Below are 16,936 nucleotides of genomic sequence, written 5' to 3'. Positions count from 1 at the left end.
TATATCTGCTCTTCCTGTACGCCAAGACCCGGAGTAGCGTCCCTACATGTAGGGACGCTACGTATTGGAGATGCGATGGACCACATCGACATCCTGGGCACTCCGATCCCCAACGCCGGACCGGTCTTCTTCGTCGCACTCGCCATCCACATCACTGCAGGGATCACCTGCGTGTGCTGCGGTGCGATCGCCGCGCTGACATGGAAGGGAAGCCCACGGCACCGGCGGTTCGGCCGCGTCTACCTGTGGGCGTGGGCCGTGGTCTACCTCACCCTGACCGTCATGTCGGTGATCCGCTGGCGGGAGAACGTCCACCTGTTCGTCATCGGCACCCTTGGCCTTACCGCCGCGCTGACGGGCTACGTCAACCGGGGGCGCCGGCCCGACCCTCACATCCTCGCAATGGGCGCGTCCTACGTGCTCCTGTTGATCGGCTTCTATGTCGACAACGGCCCCCGCCTGCCGTTGTGGGAGAGGCTCCCGACCGTTGCCTACTGGCTGCTCCCAGCCCTTATCGGCTCCGCTTTGATCGCGCGCGCAATCGTCCGGAGGCGCCAGCGACACGCATCGGCACACAGTGATTCTCGGTGACAGCTATACGCCCGGCCGATTCGCCTTATCCAGTTTGATCAATTTCGTACAGGACGAGTCGGCATTGACCAACTGATCGCCTGTCTCCGGATGTCGGAGACACAGTCGGCGGAGACCGTGGTCTTCAACCCGCTCGCACGGCAGACCATCGGCGAGATGATCGTGGCGAAGCGTCGTCCTCCGGATGTGTTGCTGCAGCTCGCGGCAAAAGCCCGCGTCATCGCCTGAATGTCACCCCCCAACCGCTGGTTGGGTTCGCGCGTGTGAGGCGGCCGTACGGTCGCGCCATGAGTACGCAGCTTGCCGATCCGGCGGTGGTCCGCGACGCGCTCCAGTCGCTCGCCGCCGCACTCGAAGGCCGGGGCTTCGCCGTGTGGCTCCGCAGCGGTGAGGGGTTTTCGCTCCACCTCTTCGTGATGAACCCTGAGGCTCCGGTCCTCACGGAGCACATCATGGTCGCGCCGGATGCGGAGGGGGAGTGGAGCTTCTGGTTCCCCCGGCCCGAACGGATCGCCCTCGTCAGGAACGTCACCGAGGCCGCCGACCGCATCGAGCGTGTGGCCCGTGATCGCGCCCTGGTCCGGGCACGCCTCGGGCCTCGCCGGCACCGTACCCCGGCGGGGCCTGAGTCTGTGGCGGGTGTGGACGTGGCGCGGCCGTGTCCGAGGGGCGGATTCAACGTGGACGCCGGACGAGGGGAACCGGCTGGGCGCGGCGGGCGGCCTCGTGGGCGAGCCGTGGAGCGAGGGCGCGGCCGTTGGCCAGGAGGGTGCGCAACCGCCGGAGCCTGCCGCCGGCGAGGCTGGAGTCCGCCAGCGCCCGGTCCACGGTGACGTGCGCGCCGCCGGGCACGGGGGTGGCGGAGCCGATGAACACGACGTTCTCCTGGCCGTTGAAGTCCTCGGGATGGCTGGGGAAGGTCAGGCAGGCCGGACCGGCGGCGATGTCGCAGCCGAGGCCGGTCCGGATCAGGAAACCGTCATCCGTCGGCTCGGCGCCGAGGGATCTGATCGGAAACGGCCAGCCGTCGGTGTTACGCACGGTCAGCACCGGGTCGCCGAGCCGTACCGCGCGGCGGCGCGCTCTCGTCCTCCGAGCACCGGCCCACGAGCACCGCGAAACCCCGCTCCCGCGCCCGGGCCGCCAGTTCCTGACTCAACCGCGTTTTCCCGATGCCCGGCTCGCCCACCAGCATCGCGAACTGCGGAATCCCACGCGCCGCCGCGGCGAGCAGGTCCTCCAGCGTGGCGAGTTCCGCGGTGCGGCCGACGAGCGGCCAGGGCCGCGGGTCGGTGCCGGCGGCGGGGTCCTCGGCCGGGACGGCGATGGGCGCGGGCGCGGGTGCGGGTGCGGGCGGGGACGGGACGGGGCGGAAAGGGCAGGGGGAGGGGAGGCGGGGACGGTGACCGGAGCGGGGGCGGGCCGCCAGAAGATGGCGGAGTCCTGACGCAGGATCGCGCCCTCCAGTTCGCGCAGCGCGGCCCCCGGATCCAGGCCCAGCTCGTCGGCGAGGATCCGGCGTACCTGCCGTAACGCCTCCAGGGCGTCCGCCTGCCGGTCCGCGCCGGCCAAGGCCAGGACGCGCAGCATCCACAGTCGCTCACGCAGCGGATGCTCCGCCGTCAGCGCCTCCGGCTCCGCCGCGAGCGTCGCGTGCCGCCCGAGGGCGAGCAGGGCGGCCGCGTGGTCCTCGATCGCGACCATGCGCAGCTCTTCCAGCCGCGCCCGCTCCGCGACGGCCGCGGGCACCTCACCCAGGTCGACGTACGGGGTCCCCTGCCACAACGCGAGCGCGGCATCGAGTTCTCCGAGCACCTCGGCCAGTTCCGCGGCGGTGAGATCGGGCCGGTTGACCACGGAACCGGCCGTGGCGGCGGGCCACGCGCCGAGACGGCCGTGCGCGGTGGTCACGGCGGCGTCGAACCGGGCCGCGTCGACGGCCTCGGCGGACAGCCGCAGGGCGTACCCGGGCGTGACCGTGACGAGGACCTTCGCGGGCATGCGGGCGGGCCGGTCGGGCTCGAGCGCCCGGCGCAGGCCGGCGACGTAGACGTGCAGCGTCGGCACCGCGTTCGGCGGCGGCGCGTCCCCCCCACAACAGATCGATGAGAGCGTCCACGGACACCGGCCGCCCGCCGTACAACGCGAGCGCCGCGAGCACCTGCCGCTGCTTGCGACCACCGAGATCGACCAGGTAGCCGTTGTGGGATGCCCTGATCGCCCCCAGTACGTCCACCTGCACGGGGCACAGCGTATGACAGGAGTGATGTTTCCCTCGTGCGGTGTGAACACGGCTGCCGCATGACCGGCACGGCTGGCCGCGCCGAACGCGATGAGGTCGATGCGCTTGTGGGCCGACTCGCGCAGCCGGACGACCTACTGCTCGGACGACCCCTCGGCGGACGGGAAGGTCAGACGGGTGTCGCCGTGCTCGGCCTTGAGCCCCCAGAGTGTAGAACTCGAGCTGCTTGGCGTGGTCGGCACGGCGAGGTCGACGTGCCGTAGATGGGTGATCAGACGTTCGGGCGGTTTCTCCGGTGACGGATCGGTCAGGGGTAGATCAGGCGGGGCGGCTGACGAGCATCGTGATGGTTCGCATGAGGCCGGGAATGTCGCCCTGTTCGCGCGCGAGCTGCCAGGCGGCGAGCTGGTTGGAGGCGTCGACGACGGTCTTCGCACGGCCCACACGGCGAGCGTGGAACTCGTCCCAGAGATCCTGATCGACGGCGTCATGAGTGATCAGGAGCTCCGTGAGGACGGCGGCGTCCTCAAGGGCCTGGGCGCCGCCCTGGGCGATGGTCGGCGGGCAGGTGTGCGCGGCGTCGCCGATGAGCACGACTCGCCCGCGGTTCCATGGCGGCGCGAGCACGTGGGTCTCGAACCACGTGTAGTGGACCCGGGAGGGATCGGTGAGCGTCTCCCGGATCTCGTCCCACGGTCCGTGGTAGGCCTGGGAGAGGTCCCTCATGACGGCCAGCTGCTGCTCCGGCGTGAGGGTGGAGCGGTCCTGCGCGTCCTCCACGATGTACGCGTAAAGCGAATCCTCACTCGTAGGGCAGTAGCCGGCGATATAAGAGGGGCCGCCGTAGTAGAGGTCGGTGCGTGTCACACCGGCCGGCCGCGGGCCGAAGCTCCGCCAGATGCCCATGCCGACCGACTTGGTCTCCAGGTCGATGCCCAGCGCACGGCGGGTCGAGGAGCGGATGCCGTCCGCACCGATCACGAGGTCGTACCGCCCGGCGGACTCGTCGGAGAAGGTGACGGCGACCTCGGGGTCGTCCTGGCGCAGTTCGGTGAATGTCATCCCGTACCGGATCTTGACGCCCACCTCCCTGGCGCGGTCGTGCAGGATGCGGGCCAGTTCGGGGCGGGACATCCCCATCGCGGCGGGATAGTCCGGGCCGCCGGTCTTGGCATCCGGGACCTCGAAGAGCACCGTCCCGTACGGGTCGGGCGCCCGGATGCCGGTGACGTCGAAAGGGTAGCCGCGCTCGCTCGCGCGTTCCCAGACGCCCAGTCTGTCAAGCTCGCGGAGTGCGTTGCCCTGCAGGGTGATCCCCGAGCCGAGCGCGGTGACCTGCGGCTCGATCTCCACCAGGTCCACCGCCACCCCGGCGGAGGCCAGGTGTACGGCTGCTCCGGCTCCGGCCAGGCCGCTGCCGACGATGAGGACGTTCTTCACGGCGGGCATGTCAGGACTCCTTGATCACTTGACTGCGATCGGATTGACCGGTCCGCCCACGGCGCCGGTCACGCCCCAGCGACCCCAATTGGAGTTCCGTTCGGCGGCGGCGATGGCTCCCTCGGGATCCGCAGGGTGCACGGGCGCCGTGGCGGGGATGCGGGGCACGAAGGTCCTCTCTCGGGCCGGGGACGTTGACCATGGTGCGGGAGGGATGGTCATCAGGGAAGAGGCAATGGGTGATGTCGCTCACCAGTGCGATGGCCAAGCTGTTGGTCATGGGGCTCTCGAACCTGGACCTCAACCTGCTGGTGTCTCTCGACGCGCTGCTCGACCAGCGCAGCGTCACCAGGGCCGCCCAGCAGCCGGGGCTGAGCCGGCCGGCCGGCACCTGCTGGAGTATCGCGACGTGCCCGAGGCGTTGGAACGGCGGCAGTCGGCACACGGCACGGCACCCAGCAGCCCGAGTACCGCAGAGCGGGAGGCCTTGGCCGTACCGGCCAGATGGGGATCTCGGTCCACTCCAGTACGCCGCGCTCGGCCAGCCGGGACTCTTCCATCCACACGAGCTCGGCAGTCGGACCGGTGGCCTGCTTGCATGTTTGGAGCATGCCGCCGTCGGTCTCCCTGCCGATCGGCGCGGCCACGTTGTAGACCCCCGTGGCCTGCCGTTCGATCAGGTCGAGGGTGAAGCGGGCGACGTCGCGGACATTGCGGGCCCGCTGGAAGGAGAGCTTGGGGAAGGTGCAGGCCGGTCGGAATGCGGGCCGAGCCCGATTCCGATGACGAGCAGATCCTGCGGGTGTGGCCGACCTGATGAGCAGTCGGCCGCCATGGTGTGGTGCGGTCAGCGGAGGCGGCGCCGCTGGATGGGGTCGGCTTCGGCGGTGATGCGGGCGGAGGTCTCAGCGCCGAGGCGGACGTAGCGGGCCGAGACCGGCCAGGTCCTGGTGGCGGCTCTTGGCCAGGAAGTCGGGCGCAGTGCCGGAGCCAGGGTCGCCGTCGATCTGACCGGCACGTCGCTCTCCGCTCGTCACCGGCAAGTTGGTCGTCCGGCTCTCGCCTGCGGTCGCGTCCGATGTGGCCGCGACCGCAGGCACGATGCTCTCGCACCTGGCGCTGCGCCAGGCCCGCCGCTGCTCATGACGCTGATCCTACCCTATTGCGTTAGTCGGACTAACGATGTAGGTTCGTTCACAACACAAACGTTAGCGATATAAACGTTAGTTACTGAAACGGATTGGTAGGTCATCGTGACGACCGCAACCCAGACCTTCGGCACCGCGCTCATCGGCCAGACCGAGAAGGCGCTGAACGCGATCCTGGACCGGCAGCTCGCCGGGACCGGCATCACCGAACCCCAGTGGGTGACCCTCACGCTGACCGTGGTCAGCGGCGGGACCGTCGCCCGGGCCGAGCTCATCCACCGTGTCGGCAGCGCCACCCAGTCCACCCGGGCGTCGGTGGCCGAACGCATCGCCGAACTGACCGCCGCAGGGCTCCTGTGCGACGGCGGTGAGGGCCACGTCCAGGTCACCGACGAAGGACGCGAGCGTTGGACGCAGGTCCGCGCCGCGATCGATCCGATCACCCGGCGACTGTGGGGCGACCTGTCGCCCGAGGACCTGGCCACCGCAGGCCGCGTCCTGAACACCGTCCTGGCCAGGGCCAACGCGGTGCTGGCCACCCCCTGAACCCTTTACCCCCGGCACCCGGCGCGAGGACGTCATCACCATCCGCAGCGCGAAAGAGGAAGCCGTCACCCGCATCGAGGTCGAGCCCCACCGCGCCGATCAGGACGAGCCGCACGGCCGGGACTCGCTGACCGCCTGCGCCGCGTCACCGGGGGCAAGTCGGCCCGCCGGTTTCAGGGTGAGCGCGAGGCCCAGCGGTCGGTCGGTGCGGTCGCCCTCGCGAGCCGGTCGCGGAAGTCGGACAGGACGCTGTGGTGGAAGCCGGGGTCTTCCAGCTCCAGGCCGAGGGCGTACTTGAAGTCGATGCGGCAGCGCACCGCGACGTCACCGGCTCCCAGCGGTCGAGGCCGCCCGCGCCGGTGGAGCACTTATATAAACTATGAATATAAAAGTGTTATGCTTCGAGCGTGAGTCGTCACGACCCCGATCCTGGCGCTTCCGCCGCCATCGGGGCAGCCCTCTACGCTCTGGCCATCAGGGCCGTGAGACGCCTGCCGCGGGACATGAGCCTGACGTCCGCCGCCACCCTGGCCACCCTGGAGCGGACCGGCCCGCGGCGCATCACCGACCTGGCCGCGGTCGAGGGCGTCACCCAGCCCGCGATGACCACCCTGGTCCGGGTGATGGAGGAGTCCGGCCTGGTCGAGCGGCGCGGCGACGCGTCCGACAAGCGGGTCACGCTGGTGTGCCTGACCGAGGCCGGCGCCTCCTATGTCCGGACGCGGCGCCAGCAGGGCGTCCACGCGTTCGAGCGGCTGATCGGCGAGCTCACCGGCGACGAGGTCGAGGCGCTGGTGGCGGCCCTTCCGGCGCTGCAGCATCTGGCAGAGCTCGAAAGCCGGGACCGCGAACGGCCGAAGCAGTGACCGGGCGGCCGGTCGGCGGGGCCGAGGCGACGGCGTTCCCGGTGGCGCGTTCCGAGGCGCGGCTGCTGGTCCCCGCCCTGATGTTCATCGCTCTGGTCGTGGCGGCGGTCGGCAGCCTCGGGACGCCGCTCATCACCAGCGTGGCGACCTTGTTCCACGTCTCGCTCGGCAGCGCGCAGTGGACGCTGACCGTCGCGCTGCTCAGCGGCGCCGTCGCCACGCCGGTCCTGGGCCGGCTCGGAGCCGGCCCGCACCGGCGGGCCACGATCCTCGCCACGCCGGCGGTCGTCGTCGCCGGCAGCGCGCTCACCGTGCTGCCGCTGCCGTTCGCGTGGCTGCTGGCCGGCAGGGCGGCCCAGGGCATCGGGCTCGGGCTGACGGCGCTGATGACGGGCGTGGCCCGGGACCACCTCCCCGAGGAGCGCGGCGCGGCCGTGATCGCCCTGATCTCGGACGCCGCACGGCGCCGGCTACGGCTTCGGGCTGACGACCTTCGTCGCCGGGCTGGTCCTCATCCCGTTCTCGGTGCTGGGGTTCGTCGCCGGCAAGCTGACGCCGCCGGCCCCGGCCCCGGCCACCTCTTCCCCGACGACAGCGCCTACACCACCGCGGCGCCGGCCGGCATCGGCGCCATGGCGATCACGACGCTGACAAGCCTCGCGCTCGCCCGCCGACGCCGGCCCGAGACCAACCCGTAAGTCCGATGCACTCATCCCGACACTGGAGGTTCCATGCCCAAGGGCTACTGGGTCAGCGCCTACCGCACCATTTCCGACCCCGAGAAGCTGGCTGCTTACAACAAGCTGGCCGGTCCGGCCGTCAAGGCCGGGGGCGGTCGGACTCTCGTCCGTGGCGGCCGGGTCGTGGCGCACGACGCCGGACTAGCCGAGCGCACTGTCCTGGTCGAGTTCGACAGCTTCGAGCAGGCCGTCGCGGCGTACGAGAGTGCGGCCTACCAGGAGGCGCTGACCGCCCTCTCCGACGGCGTCGAGCGCGACTTCCGGATCGTCGAAGGCATCGACTGACAGAGATGAACGCGCGCAGGCGGAACTGCGGGCGGCCGGTATGGACGTCGACGCGACCGCCCGTTCCAGGCGGTTCACGTGGTAGCTCTCGCGGGACATCGGCGGGTCTGTCCAGCCTTGTCCCCAGTGCCGGGGCGGAGGAAGCGCCGCGAACGGCGCCTCCAGCAGATCGGACAGGCCGGGAACCAGGCTCCTGGACTCGCGTCTGACGGGAACGCCCGTGACCTGATCTCCGGCTTCTGCTCGGTCGGCGACGGGAGGCTCAGAGCCGTTCGAGCGGACGCCGTGAGAGCGGCGGCGGGAACGCCGCGTCCAGCAGCAGGAGGTCGTCGTCGGTGAGGTGGATGGCCGCGGCCGCCGCGTTGTGCTCCACGTGGGCGGGCACGCCCGACTTCGGTATGGCGATCACGCCGTCGTTCCGGAGCACCCATGCGAGGGCCACCTGCGCCGTGGTCACCTCATGGCGGACCGCGACGTCGAGAAGCGCCTGACGGCCGAGCAACCGGCCCTGTTCTATCGGCGAGTACGCCATGATCGGAATGCCTCGGTTGTGGCACCAGGGGATCAGCTCGAACTCGGGACCGCGTCTGGCGAGGTTGTAGAGGATCTGGTCGCTCTGCACGGCCGAGCCGCCGGTGATCGCGACGAGATCCTCCATGTCGGAGACGTCGAAGTTGCTGACGCCCCACCACCTGATGCGCCCCGAGGCCACAAGCTGCTCGAAGGCGGCGAGCGTCTCCTCCAGAGGCACCTGTCCCCGCCAGTGGAGCAGGTAGAGGTCCAGCCGGTCGGTGCCCAGGCGGCGCAGGCTTCCCTCACAGGCGGCGACGGTGCCCGTGCGGGTCGCGTTCTGCGGCAGGACCTTGCCGACCAGGAACACCTCGTCGCGATGGCCGGCGATCGCCTCGCCGACCAGGCGTTCCGCCCTGCCGTCCGCGTACATCTCGGCGGTGTCGATCAGGGCCATGCCAAGCTCGAGGCCGAGCCGCAGCGCCTTGATCTCGATGTCCCACCGCGACGGGTTCTCGGCCATGTGCCAGGTGCCCTGCCCAAGGACCACGACCTGCTCGCCGGACGGCAATGTGGTCGTACGCATGGCGGCCTCCCCAAGCCGGCTACGAATCAGCCTATGCTTCCGCGCAGGTGAGACCGCGCCTGGGCCTCATGGATGCCGGGCTCCCGGTACACGACGCGAGGTGTCGTGGCGGCGATGCCCTGCGCATGGTCATGCGTTATGCGCTCTTCCCGGGACGGGCTCGGGAGACTGCGGGGGATGCGTCCCGGGTAACCCCAGGCCATGGAAGCGTCATTTTCCGGAAACGCCGCTTTGAGCTGGATGAGCCTCCCCGTGGCCGGCGGGTAGCTGACCACGAGAAACCCATGCATGCTGTGTCGAGCGAGGAGCGCGGCCGTGGACTACGAAGAGTTCCTCGAAACCGTGAGCCGTCAGACCGGCCTGGACGCCGAGGCCGCCGAGCGCGCCATACAGGCGACGCTTGAGACGCTCGCGCGGCGTCTGTCGAAGGGGGAAAGCCGCGACCTGCTCCGGCAACTGCCCGCCGAGCTGAAGTCGTACGTCTACACGGACGAGGGCTCCGAGGCCTTCGACGTCGACGAGTTCCTCCGGCGCGTGGCCGAGCGGGAGCAGGTGGACGTCGAGGAGGCCGAACGGCGCGCGCGAGCCGTCTTCTGGGCGCTGGGCGGTGCCCTGGACGCCAAGGAGGTGGCCGACCTGGGGGCGGACCTGCCGGAGGATTTCGATCCCCTGGTGGCCGAGGCCCAGCGGAGGCACGTGGAGGTCATGCGGTCCTCGGAGTTCCTCACCAGGGTCGCCAGGCGGACCGGCCTCGACGCCGAGGGCGCCGAACGCGCCACCGCGGCCGTGCTGGAGACGCTCGCGGAGCGCATCGCCGCGGGCGAGGTCAGGGATCTCATCCGCGAGCTGCCGGTCCGGCTGCATCCACCGCTGAGACGGGGCATCGCCAACAGCTCCGGCACGGCCACGCGGATGGGGCTGGAGGAGTTTCTGCGCCGGGTGGCCGAGCGAGAGGGCGTGTCCCTTGACCAGGCGCGGGAACATGCCGCCGCGGTGTTCGCCACGTTGCGCGAGGCCGTCACGGTCGACGAGTTCTTCGACGTCACCGTCCAGTTGCCGGACGAGTACTGGGCCCTGATTCCCCATCCGTGAGCGGGAGGCGGGCGGGCTCGCCGCTCCACGTGTTCCACGCACCCTGGCGGGTCCCCGGAAGCGCCTCCTCCCGGTCGCTTGCTTCTCCTCTGGCGTTCCACTGGGCGGCCTGCCACGGCTCATCGGAGGCAGATGAGGTGCGGGAAGGGTGGTGCGGGGGAACGAGAGGCGGGAGGAGACGACAATCCCGTCGCGGTGTTCCGCAAGCCGACGGGGACACGCTCGCCGGCAGAGCCCTGACACCACCGGTCCGAAGGTGGTGTGGATCCCGGTTCTTCCGGCTCGGGCTGATGCGTTTCAGCGGCGTGGCGAGCTGACTTCACGATCTGGAACAGCCGGGGGACTGGTCCCGTGAGCGCCCCGAGAACAACAGGGCCCCGCAAGGTGGCGCCGGCCACCTGCAGCGGGTGCGACGCGGCCCGGCACGCGGAGGGCGTCCTGGACCGCCACGACTTTCCGATCATCGAATTCGCCGACGTCGCGCAGGGGAGTGCTCACGGGCGCTCGTGAGGCCGCTGCGCTCGGGCGAGCGCCAAGAGGAGGGGGATGAGGACATGGCCAAGGCGGTGGGAATCGACCTCGGCACGACCAACTCGGTCATCGCGACCACCGAGGACACGCATCCGACGGTCGTCCCGAACGCCGAGGGGTCGCGTACGACTCCCTCGGTGGTGGCCTTCACGGACCAGGGGGAGGTGCTGGTGGGCCAGATGGCCAGACGCCAGGCGATCCTCAACCCGAAAGGCACGATCTATTCGGCCAAGCGCTTCATCGGGCGCAAGTTCGACGAGGTGCAGAGCGAGATCAAGGCGGTCTCGTTCGACGTCGTGCCGGGCCCGGAAGGCGCCGTGCGGTTCAAGGTGCGCGACAAGCCGTACGCGCCGGAGGAGATCTCCGCCTTCGTGCTGCGCAAACTGGCCTCGGACGCCGGGAAGTTCCTGGGGGAGAAGGTCACCGAGGCCGTCATCACGGTGCCGGCGTACTTCAACGACGCGCAGCGGCAGGCCACCAAGGACGCCGGCAAGATCGCCGGCCTGGAGGTCCTGCGCATCATCAACGAGCCGACCGCGGCGGCCCTGGCGTACGGCCTGGACAAGAAGGGCAGCGAGACCGTTCTCGTGTTCGACCTGGGCGGGGGCACCTTCGACGTCAGCATCCTCGACATCGGCGAGGGCGTCATCGAGGTCCGCGCCACCTCGGGCGACACCCACCTGGGCGGCGACGACTTCGACCGGCGCATCGTGGATCACCTGGCCGACGAGTTCCACAAGGAGCAGGGCATCGACCTGCGCCGCGACCCGCAGGCACTCCAGCGGTTGTTCGAGGCCGCGGAGAAGGCCAAGGTGGAGCTGTCGGCGGTCACCCAGACGCAGGTCAGCCTGCCGTTCATCACGGCCGACGCGACCGGCCCCAAGCACCTGAACACCACGCTCATGCGCTCGACCTTCGAGCAGATCACGCACGACCTGCTCGAACGCTGCCGGGGCCCGGTGGAGCAGGCCATGGCCGACGCGAAGCTGACGACGAACGACATCGACGAGGTGATCCTCGTCGGCGGCTCCACCCGCATGCCGGCCGTGCAGCAGCTCGTGCGGCGGCTGACGGGCAAGGACCCGAACATGACGGTCAACCCGGACGAGGTCGTGGCCGTCGGCGCGGCCGTCCAGGCGGCCATCATCAAGGGCGAGCTGAAGGACGTCGTGCTGCTGGACGTCACGCCGCTGTCGCTCGGCGTCGAGACGCTCGGCGGCGTGATGACGAAGATCATCGAGCGGAACACCACGATCCCGGCCCGCCGTACGGAGACGTTCAGCACCGCGGAGGACAACCAGTCGGCCGTGGACATCGTCATCCTGCAGGGCGAGCGCGAGCGCGCCGCGGACAACCGGGTGCTCGGCCGCTTCCGGCTGGAGAACATCCGGCCCGCCCCGCGCGGGGTGCCGCAGATCGAGGTCACCTTCGACATCGACGCCAACGGCATATTGAACGTCTCCGCCAAGGACAAGGACACCGGCGCCGAGCAGCGCATCACGATCAGCGAGAGCTCCAACCTGGACAAGAGCGAGATCGACCGGATGATCGCCGAGGCGGAGCGGCACCGCACCGAGGACGCGCAGCTTCGTGCCGCGATCGACGCCCGCAACGAGCTGGACTCCGCCGCCTACCAGGTCGAGCGCCGGCTGTCGGAGCTGGGCGACGCCGTCCAGGTGCACGAGAAGGCGCGGGCCGAGCAGCTGATCATGGACGCACGTCAGGCGATCAAGGAGGAGGCGCCCATAGACCGGCTGCGGAGCCTGACAGCGGAGCTGCAGCAGGTTTACCACGGCCTCGGTATGACGGCGTCCGCCGCCTCCGGCCAGACCCAGGGACAGCCCCAGGGCCAGGCGCAGGGACAGGCGCAGTCCGCCTCGGGCGGGTCGGACGAGGACGTCATCGACGCCGAGTTCACCAGCCCCAACAGCCCGTGATCCGACATGACCGAGCGGAACGAGAAAGCACCTCCGGAGCCCCGGCAGGCCGTCGAGGAACCCGTCGAGGAGCCCATCGAGGAGCCCGTCGCGGAGCAGCTCGCCGAGCTGGAGGACCGGTGGCTGCGCGCCGTCGCCGAGCTCGACAACCTCCGCAAGCGGGTCGCACGCGACATGGAGCGGCAGCGGATCGACGAGCGCATGCGCGTGGCGGCGGAGTGGCTGCCCGTGGTCGACAACCTCGAACTCGCGCTCAAGCACGCGGGTGCCGACGCCGGCGCGGTGATCGAGGGGGTCCGGGCCGTCCGCGACCAGGCGGTCGGCGTGCTCGCGCGCCTCGGCTTCCCGCGCAGGGACGACGTGGGCGCGCGGTTCGACCCCGCCAGGCACGAGGCGGTCGGCACCGTCGCCGTCCCGGACGCCGACCCCGGCACCGTGGTCGAGGTCGTACGGCCCGGCTACGGCGAGGGCGAGCTGCAACTGCGCCCGGCCGCCGTCGTCGTCTCCACGAAAGCCGGCGAATGATGGCGGAGCGCGACTTCTACGAGATCCTGGGCGTGCCGAGAACGGCGAGCCAGGACGAGATCCAGCGCGCCTACCGGAAGCTGGCCCGCACCTACCATCCCGACGTCAACAAGTCTCCCGACGCCGAGGAGCGCTTCAAGGAGATCTCTGAGGCGTACGCGGTGCTGTCGGACCCCGAGACGCGGCGGCGATACGACGCGTTCGGGCCGGACTTCCGCCGGGTGCCCGAGGACGTGGACCCTGCGGCGTACGCCCGTGCCCGGGCGGGAGCCGGCGCGAGACCGGGCTGGGCGCGCGGACCAGGCGGGGAGGAGATCCACTTCACCGTCGGCGAGGGCTTCGAGGGCATCGACCTCGACGACCTGTTCGGCGGCGTCTTCGGCGGGCGCAGGCGTGGCGCGACCGGCCGCGGCTGGGGCCCGGTGCCCGGCGCCGACCAGGAGGCCGAGCTGCCGCTCACGGTCGAGGAGGCCTACCGCGGCGGCCGGCGGACCATCACGATCCCCGGCCCGGGCGGCGGGCGGACCCTCCAGGTGGACATCCCGCCCGGGGTGACCGACGGCCAGCGGATCCGGCTCGCGGGCCAGGGCGGCGCGGGCAGCGGCGGCGCCAAGGCCGGCGACCTCTACCTGATCGCGCGGATCGCCGACCACCCGCGCTACCGCGTGGAGGGGCGCGACATCCATGTCCGCCTGCCGCTGACGCCGTCGGAGGCCGCGCTGGGGGCGACCGTCGCGGTGGACACGCCGGGTGGGGAGGCGAAGGTCAAGGTGCCGCCGGGCACCTCGTCCGGGCGCCGCCTGCGGCTGCGCGGGCAGGGCATGCCGAACCCGCGGGGCCGGCCCGGAGACCTGCTGGCCGAGGCCCGGATCATGGTGCCGCCCAAGCTCAGCGACGAGGAGCGCCGCCTGTACGAGCAGCTGGCCAGGGTCTCGACGTTCAACCCGAGGAGCCGGTCATGACCTATCCGCTCGTCCGGCTCGCCCGGGTCCACGTCGGTCACCTGGACCTGGAGTCGTTCTCCCGGGCCACGGGACTGCACCCGGAACTGGTGCGCCGCCTGGTGGCGCTCGGGCTGATCGACACCTGCCCCGGCCTGCCGGGCGGCCTGTGCTTCCCGCCCGCCCAGGTCGCCGCGGCCGGGCGCCTTCAGCGCCTGCGCGCCGGACTCGCCGTCAACTACGCCTCCCTCGGCCTCGTGACCGACCTTCTGGACCGAATCGCGGAGCTGGAGGCGGCTCTGCGTACCCGTACGAGATGGACCGGAGACAGATCGTGGACCTGAACCGCCTGACGCAGAAGTCGCAGGAGGCACTGCACGACGCCCAGACCGCGGCGATCCGCTTCGGACACACCGAGGTCGACGGGGAGCACCTGCTGCTGGCGCTGATCCGGCAGCCCGACGGGCTCGTCCCGCGCCTGCTGTCCGCCGCCGGCGCCGACCCGGACAAGCTCCTGCTCGAACTGGAGCACGAACTGGAGCGGCGGCCCCGCGTCACCGGCCCCGGCGCCGCTCCCGGCCAGGTCTACGTCACCCAGCGGGTGTCGCGGCTGCTCGACGCCGCCGAGCGGGAGGCCGGCCGGCTGAAGGACGAGTACGTGTCGGTCGAGCACCTGCTGCTGGCGCTGCTGGACGAGGGCGTCGACAGTGCGGCCGGCCGCCTGCTCAAGGGACACGGGCTCACCCGCGAGCGCTTCCTGCAGGTGCTGACGCAGGTGCGCGGGAACCAGCGGGTGACCTCCGCCAACCCGGAGGTCGCGTACGAGGCGCTGGAGAAGTACGGGCGCGACCTGGTGGCGGAGGCGCGGGCGGACAAGCTCGACCCGGTCATCGGGCGGGACGGCGAGATCCGCCGGGTCGTCCAGATCCTGTCCCGCAAGAGCAAGAACAACCCGGTCCTGATCGGCGACCCGGGCGTGGGCAAGACGGCGATCGTGGAGGGCCTCGCGCAGCGCATCGCACGCGGCGACGTGCCGGAGGGCCTGAAGGACAAGACGATCTTCAGCCTGGACATGGGCGCGCTGGTCGCCGGGGCGAAATACCGCGGCGAGTTCGAGGAGCGCCTGAAGGCCGTGCTCACGGAGGTGAAGGCGTCCGAGGGGCGCATCCTGCTGTTCGTCGACGAGGTGCACACGGTGGTCGGCGCGGGCGCCGCCGAGGGGGCGATGGACGCCGGCAACATGCTGAAACCGATGCTGGCCCGCGGTGAGCTGCACATGATCGGCGCGACGACCGTGGGGGAGTATCGCAAGCACATCGAGAAGGACGCGGCGCTGGAGCGCCGCTTCCAGCCGGTCTTCGTCGACGAGCCGTCGGTCGAGGACTCCATCTCCATCCTGCGCGGGCTGCGCGAGCGGCTCGAGGTCTTCCACGGCGTGAAGATCCAGGACGGCGCGATCGTCGCCGCGGTCGTGCTGAGCCATCGCTACATCTCCGACCGCTTCCTCCCCGACAAGGCGATCGACCTGGTCGACGAGGCGTGCGCCATGCTCCGTACGGAGATCGACTCGATGCCCGCCGAGCTGGACGAGCTGACCCGCCGGGTGACGCGGCTGGAGATCGAGGAGGCGGCGCTCGCCAAGGAGGACGACCCGGCGAGCCGGGAGCGCCTGGAGACGCTGCGCAAGGAGCTGGCCGACCTGCGGGCGGAGGCCGACGCCATGCGGGCCCAGTGGGAGGCCGAGCGGCACGCCCTGCGCAAGGTGCAGCAGCTGCGCGAGGAGATCGAGAGCGTACGGCGGGAGGCCGAGCAGGCCGAGCGCATGTACGACCTGAACCGCGCGGCGGAGCTGCGGCACGGCAGGCTCCCCGAACTGGAGCGCAGGCTGCATGCCGCGGAGGAACAGCTGGAGAGCAAGCAGGGCGGGCACCGGCTGCTGCGCGAGGTGGTGACCGAGGAGGAGATCGCCGGCATCGTGTCGCGATGGACCGGCATCCCGATCAGCCGCCTGCAGGAGAGCGAGCGGGAGAAGCTGCTGCGGCTCGACGAGATCCTCCACGAGCGGGTGATCGGCCAGGACGAGGCCGTGCGGGCGGTCGCCGACGCCATCATCAGGGCGCGCTCGGGGATCAAGGACCCCCGCCGCCCGATCGGGTCGTTCATCTTCCTCGGGCCGACCGGAGTCGGCAAGACGGAGCTGGCCAAGACGCTGGCCGAGGCGTTGTTCGACACCGAGGAGAACATGGTCCGCGTCGACATGAGCGAATACCAGGAGCGGCACACCGTCAGCCGCCTCGTCGGCGCCCCGCCCGGGTACGTCGGCTACGAGGAGGGCGGCCAGCTCACCGAGGCCGTGCGGCGCAAGCCCTATTCCGTGGTGCTCTTCGACGAGATCGAGAAGGCGCACACGGACGTGTTCAACACCCTGCTGCAGGTGCTGGACGACGGGCGGCTCACCGATGCCCAGGGGCGTACGGTCGACTTCCGCAACACCGTGATCATCATGACGTCGAACATCGGCTCGCACTACCTCAGTGAGAAGGCGGCGCCGTCGGGCGAGATCGACCCGGAGGTGCGCGAGATGGTCATGGCGGAGCTGCGTGCCCGCTTCCGTCCCGAGTTCCTCAACCGCATCGACGACATCGTGCTGTTCAAGCCGCTCACCGAGGCCGAGATCGAGCAGATCGTCACGCTGATGTTCAACGACATCAGGGCGCGGCTCGCCGAGCGCAGGATGACGCTCGAGATCAGCCCGGAGGCGGTCCGCCACATCGCCGAGCGCGGGTTCGACCCCGTCTACGGAGCCCGTCCGCTGCGCCGCTTCATCGCCCGGGAGGTCGAGACCCGGGTCGCGCGGGCGCTGGTCGCCGGCGACGTCAGGGACGGCGCGACCATCCGGGTGGCCATGTCCGGCGGCGAGCTCATCGTCACCTACGAGAACCCGGAGGGCTGACCG

General features: G+C 70.8%; 18 protein-coding genes and 1 pseudogene. 12 read left to right on the top strand and 7 right to left on the bottom strand.

What is annotated here, in order from left to right:
- The first annotated feature begins 75 nt into the window (after positions 1 to 75).
- Positions 76 to 591 carry a DUF2306 domain-containing protein gene (locus HCK04_RS14345; RefSeq protein WP_142647771.1) on the top strand — a complete coding sequence of 172 codons (516 nt, stop codon included), beginning with the start codon at positions 76 to 78 and terminating at the stop codon, positions 589 to 591.
- A 90-nt stretch (positions 592 to 681) separates the two neighbouring features.
- Positions 682 to 819 (top strand): hypothetical protein, encoded by a 138-nt coding sequence (locus HCK04_RS14340; RefSeq protein WP_168065933.1) that lies wholly within the window; start codon positions 682 to 684, stop codon positions 817 to 819.
- Positions 820 to 1,266: 447 nt separating this feature from the next.
- Here HCK04_RS14340 and HCK04_RS14335 read toward each other — a convergent pair whose 3' ends face one another.
- From HCK04_RS14335 to HCK04_RS14320, 5 genes are all read right to left on the bottom strand, one after another.
- Complete coding sequence (locus HCK04_RS14335; RefSeq protein ID WP_142647769.1) at positions 1,267 to 1,632, bottom strand: hypothetical protein; 366 nt, start codon at positions 1,630 to 1,632, stop codon at positions 1,267 to 1,269.
- Positions 1,625 to 1,825: an ATP-binding protein gene (locus HCK04_RS14330; protein WP_240971424.1), complete on the bottom strand. Its 201-nt coding sequence runs from the start codon at positions 1,823 to 1,825 to the stop codon at positions 1,625 to 1,627. The genes HCK04_RS14335 and HCK04_RS14330 overlap by 8 nt, the downstream gene beginning before the upstream one ends.
- Positions 1,747 to 2,658 (bottom strand): AfsR/SARP family transcriptional regulator, encoded by a 912-nt coding sequence (locus HCK04_RS41110; RefSeq protein WP_142647767.1) that lies wholly within the window; start codon positions 2,656 to 2,658, stop codon positions 1,747 to 1,749. The genes HCK04_RS14330 and HCK04_RS41110 overlap by 79 nt, the downstream gene beginning before the upstream one ends.
- A gap of 493 nt (positions 2,659 to 3,151) precedes the next feature.
- Entirely contained in the window at positions 3,152 to 4,282 is a 1,131-nt protein-coding gene (locus tag HCK04_RS14325; protein ID WP_142647765.1) for an FAD-dependent monooxygenase, read from the bottom strand.
- 838 nt (positions 4,283 to 5,120) lie between these two features.
- Positions 5,121 to 5,291, bottom strand: a complete 171-nt coding sequence (locus HCK04_RS14320) for a hypothetical protein (protein ID WP_168065931.1) — start codon at positions 5,289 to 5,291, stop codon at positions 5,121 to 5,123.
- A gap of 235 nt (positions 5,292 to 5,526) precedes the next feature.
- On the opposite strand from HCK04_RS14320, the gene HCK04_RS14315 reads away from it, so the two are divergent.
- Complete coding sequence (locus HCK04_RS14315; RefSeq protein WP_142647763.1) at positions 5,527 to 5,967, top strand: winged helix DNA-binding protein; 441 nt, start codon at positions 5,527 to 5,529, stop codon at positions 5,965 to 5,967.
- Between the two features lie 215 nt (positions 5,968 to 6,182).
- Here the strand turns inward: HCK04_RS14315 and HCK04_RS14310 are convergent.
- Positions 6,183 to 6,299, bottom strand: a pseudogene (locus tag HCK04_RS14310) (transposase); the annotation flags it as partial.
- 75 nt (positions 6,300 to 6,374) lie between these two features.
- Between HCK04_RS14310 and HCK04_RS14305 the strand changes: the two are divergent.
- From HCK04_RS14305 to HCK04_RS14295, 3 genes are read left to right on the top strand one after another with little or no spacing between them, the layout of a single operon-like run.
- A complete protein-coding gene (locus tag HCK04_RS14305; RefSeq protein WP_260617254.1) occupies positions 6,375 to 6,833 on the top strand; it encodes a MarR family transcriptional regulator in 459 nt (152 codons plus the stop codon).
- Positions 6,830 to 7,531: an MFS transporter gene (locus HCK04_RS14300; RefSeq protein WP_205830227.1), complete on the top strand. Its 702-nt coding sequence runs from the start codon at positions 6,830 to 6,832 to the stop codon at positions 7,529 to 7,531. Before HCK04_RS14305 ends, HCK04_RS14300 begins: the two co-directional genes overlap by 4 nt.
- 33 nt (positions 7,532 to 7,564) lie before the next feature.
- Positions 7,565 to 7,858 carry a DUF1330 domain-containing protein gene (locus HCK04_RS14295; protein WP_142647761.1) on the top strand — a complete coding sequence of 98 codons (294 nt, stop codon included), beginning with the start codon at positions 7,565 to 7,567 and terminating at the stop codon, positions 7,856 to 7,858.
- Positions 7,859 to 8,120: 262 nt separating this feature from the next.
- Here HCK04_RS14295 and HCK04_RS14290 read toward each other — a convergent pair whose 3' ends face one another.
- Positions 8,121 to 8,954, bottom strand: a complete 834-nt coding sequence (locus HCK04_RS14290; RefSeq protein ID WP_142647759.1) for an aldo/keto reductase — start codon at positions 8,952 to 8,954, stop codon at positions 8,121 to 8,123.
- Between the two features lie 315 nt (positions 8,955 to 9,269).
- Here HCK04_RS14290 and HCK04_RS14285 point away from each other — a divergent pair, with 315 nt between their 5' ends.
- The 6 genes from HCK04_RS14285 (at position 9,270) to clpB (ending at position 16,933) form a co-directional block, all read left to right on the top strand.
- Positions 9,270 to 10,046: a DUF2267 domain-containing protein gene (locus HCK04_RS14285; protein WP_168065929.1), complete on the top strand. Its 777-nt coding sequence runs from the start codon at positions 9,270 to 9,272 to the stop codon at positions 10,044 to 10,046.
- A gap of 554 nt (positions 10,047 to 10,600) precedes the next feature.
- Positions 10,601 to 12,514, top strand: coding sequence for a molecular chaperone DnaK (gene dnaK, locus HCK04_RS14280; RefSeq protein ID WP_142647755.1), 1,914 nt, complete (start codon positions 10,601 to 10,603; stop codon positions 12,512 to 12,514).
- Positions 12,515 to 12,520: 6 nt separating this feature from the next.
- Complete coding sequence (locus tag HCK04_RS14275) at positions 12,521 to 13,039, top strand: nucleotide exchange factor GrpE (RefSeq protein ID WP_142647754.1); 519 nt, start codon at positions 12,521 to 12,523, stop codon at positions 13,037 to 13,039.
- Complete coding sequence (locus HCK04_RS14270; protein ID WP_205830226.1) at positions 13,036 to 14,001, top strand: J domain-containing protein; 966 nt, start codon at positions 13,036 to 13,038, stop codon at positions 13,999 to 14,001. The genes HCK04_RS14275 and HCK04_RS14270 overlap by 4 nt, the downstream gene beginning before the upstream one ends.
- Positions 13,998 to 14,324, top strand: a complete 327-nt coding sequence (locus HCK04_RS14265) for a chaperone modulator CbpM (protein WP_142647752.1) — start codon at positions 13,998 to 14,000, stop codon at positions 14,322 to 14,324. The genes HCK04_RS14270 and HCK04_RS14265 overlap by 4 nt, the downstream gene beginning before the upstream one ends.
- Positions 14,297 to 16,933, top strand: a complete 2,637-nt coding sequence (gene clpB, locus HCK04_RS14260) for an ATP-dependent chaperone ClpB (RefSeq protein ID WP_205830225.1) — start codon at positions 14,297 to 14,299, stop codon at positions 16,931 to 16,933. The genes HCK04_RS14265 and clpB overlap by 28 nt, the downstream gene beginning before the upstream one ends.
- Positions 16,934 to 16,936 lie beyond the last annotated feature (3 nt).

Source organism: Microbispora sp. CL1-1 (genome assembly GCF_012034195.1).
Lineage (GTDB): Bacteria > Actinomycetota > Actinomycetes > Streptosporangiales > Streptosporangiaceae > Microbispora.
This window is presented reverse-complemented; position numbering and strand designations above follow the sequence as displayed.

What these genes read in the sequence shown, in the direction of transcription:
- HCK04_RS14325 (WP_142647765.1), bottom strand. Translation starts at nt 4,282, where the DNA reads ATGCCCGCCGTGAAGAACGTCCTCATCGTCGGCAGCGGCCTGGCCGGA.
- dnaK (WP_142647755.1), top strand. Translation starts at nt 10,601, where the DNA reads ATGGCCAAGGCGGTGGGAATCGACCTCGGCACGACCAACTCGGTCATC.
- clpB (WP_205830225.1), top strand. Translation starts at nt 14,297, where the DNA reads ATGGACCGGAGACAGATCGTGGACCTGAACCGCCTGACGCAGAAGTCG.
- HCK04_RS14340 (WP_168065933.1), top strand. Translation starts at nt 682, where the DNA reads ATGTCGGAGACACAGTCGGCGGAGACCGTGGTCTTCAACCCGCTCGCA.
- HCK04_RS14275 (WP_142647754.1), top strand. Translation starts at nt 12,521, where the DNA reads ATGACCGAGCGGAACGAGAAAGCACCTCCGGAGCCCCGGCAGGCCGTC.
- HCK04_RS14290 (WP_142647759.1), bottom strand. Translation starts at nt 8,954, where the DNA reads ATGCGTACGACCACATTGCCGTCCGGCGAGCAGGTCGTGGTCCTTGGG.
- HCK04_RS14295 (WP_142647761.1), top strand. Translation starts at nt 7,565, where the DNA reads ATGCCCAAGGGCTACTGGGTCAGCGCCTACCGCACCATTTCCGACCCC.
- HCK04_RS14270 (WP_205830226.1), top strand. Translation starts at nt 13,036, where the DNA reads ATGATGGCGGAGCGCGACTTCTACGAGATCCTGGGCGTGCCGAGAACG.
- HCK04_RS14345 (WP_142647771.1), top strand. Translation starts at nt 76, where the DNA reads ATGGACCACATCGACATCCTGGGCACTCCGATCCCCAACGCCGGACCG.
- HCK04_RS14265 (WP_142647752.1), top strand. Translation starts at nt 13,998, where the DNA reads ATGACCTATCCGCTCGTCCGGCTCGCCCGGGTCCACGTCGGTCACCTG.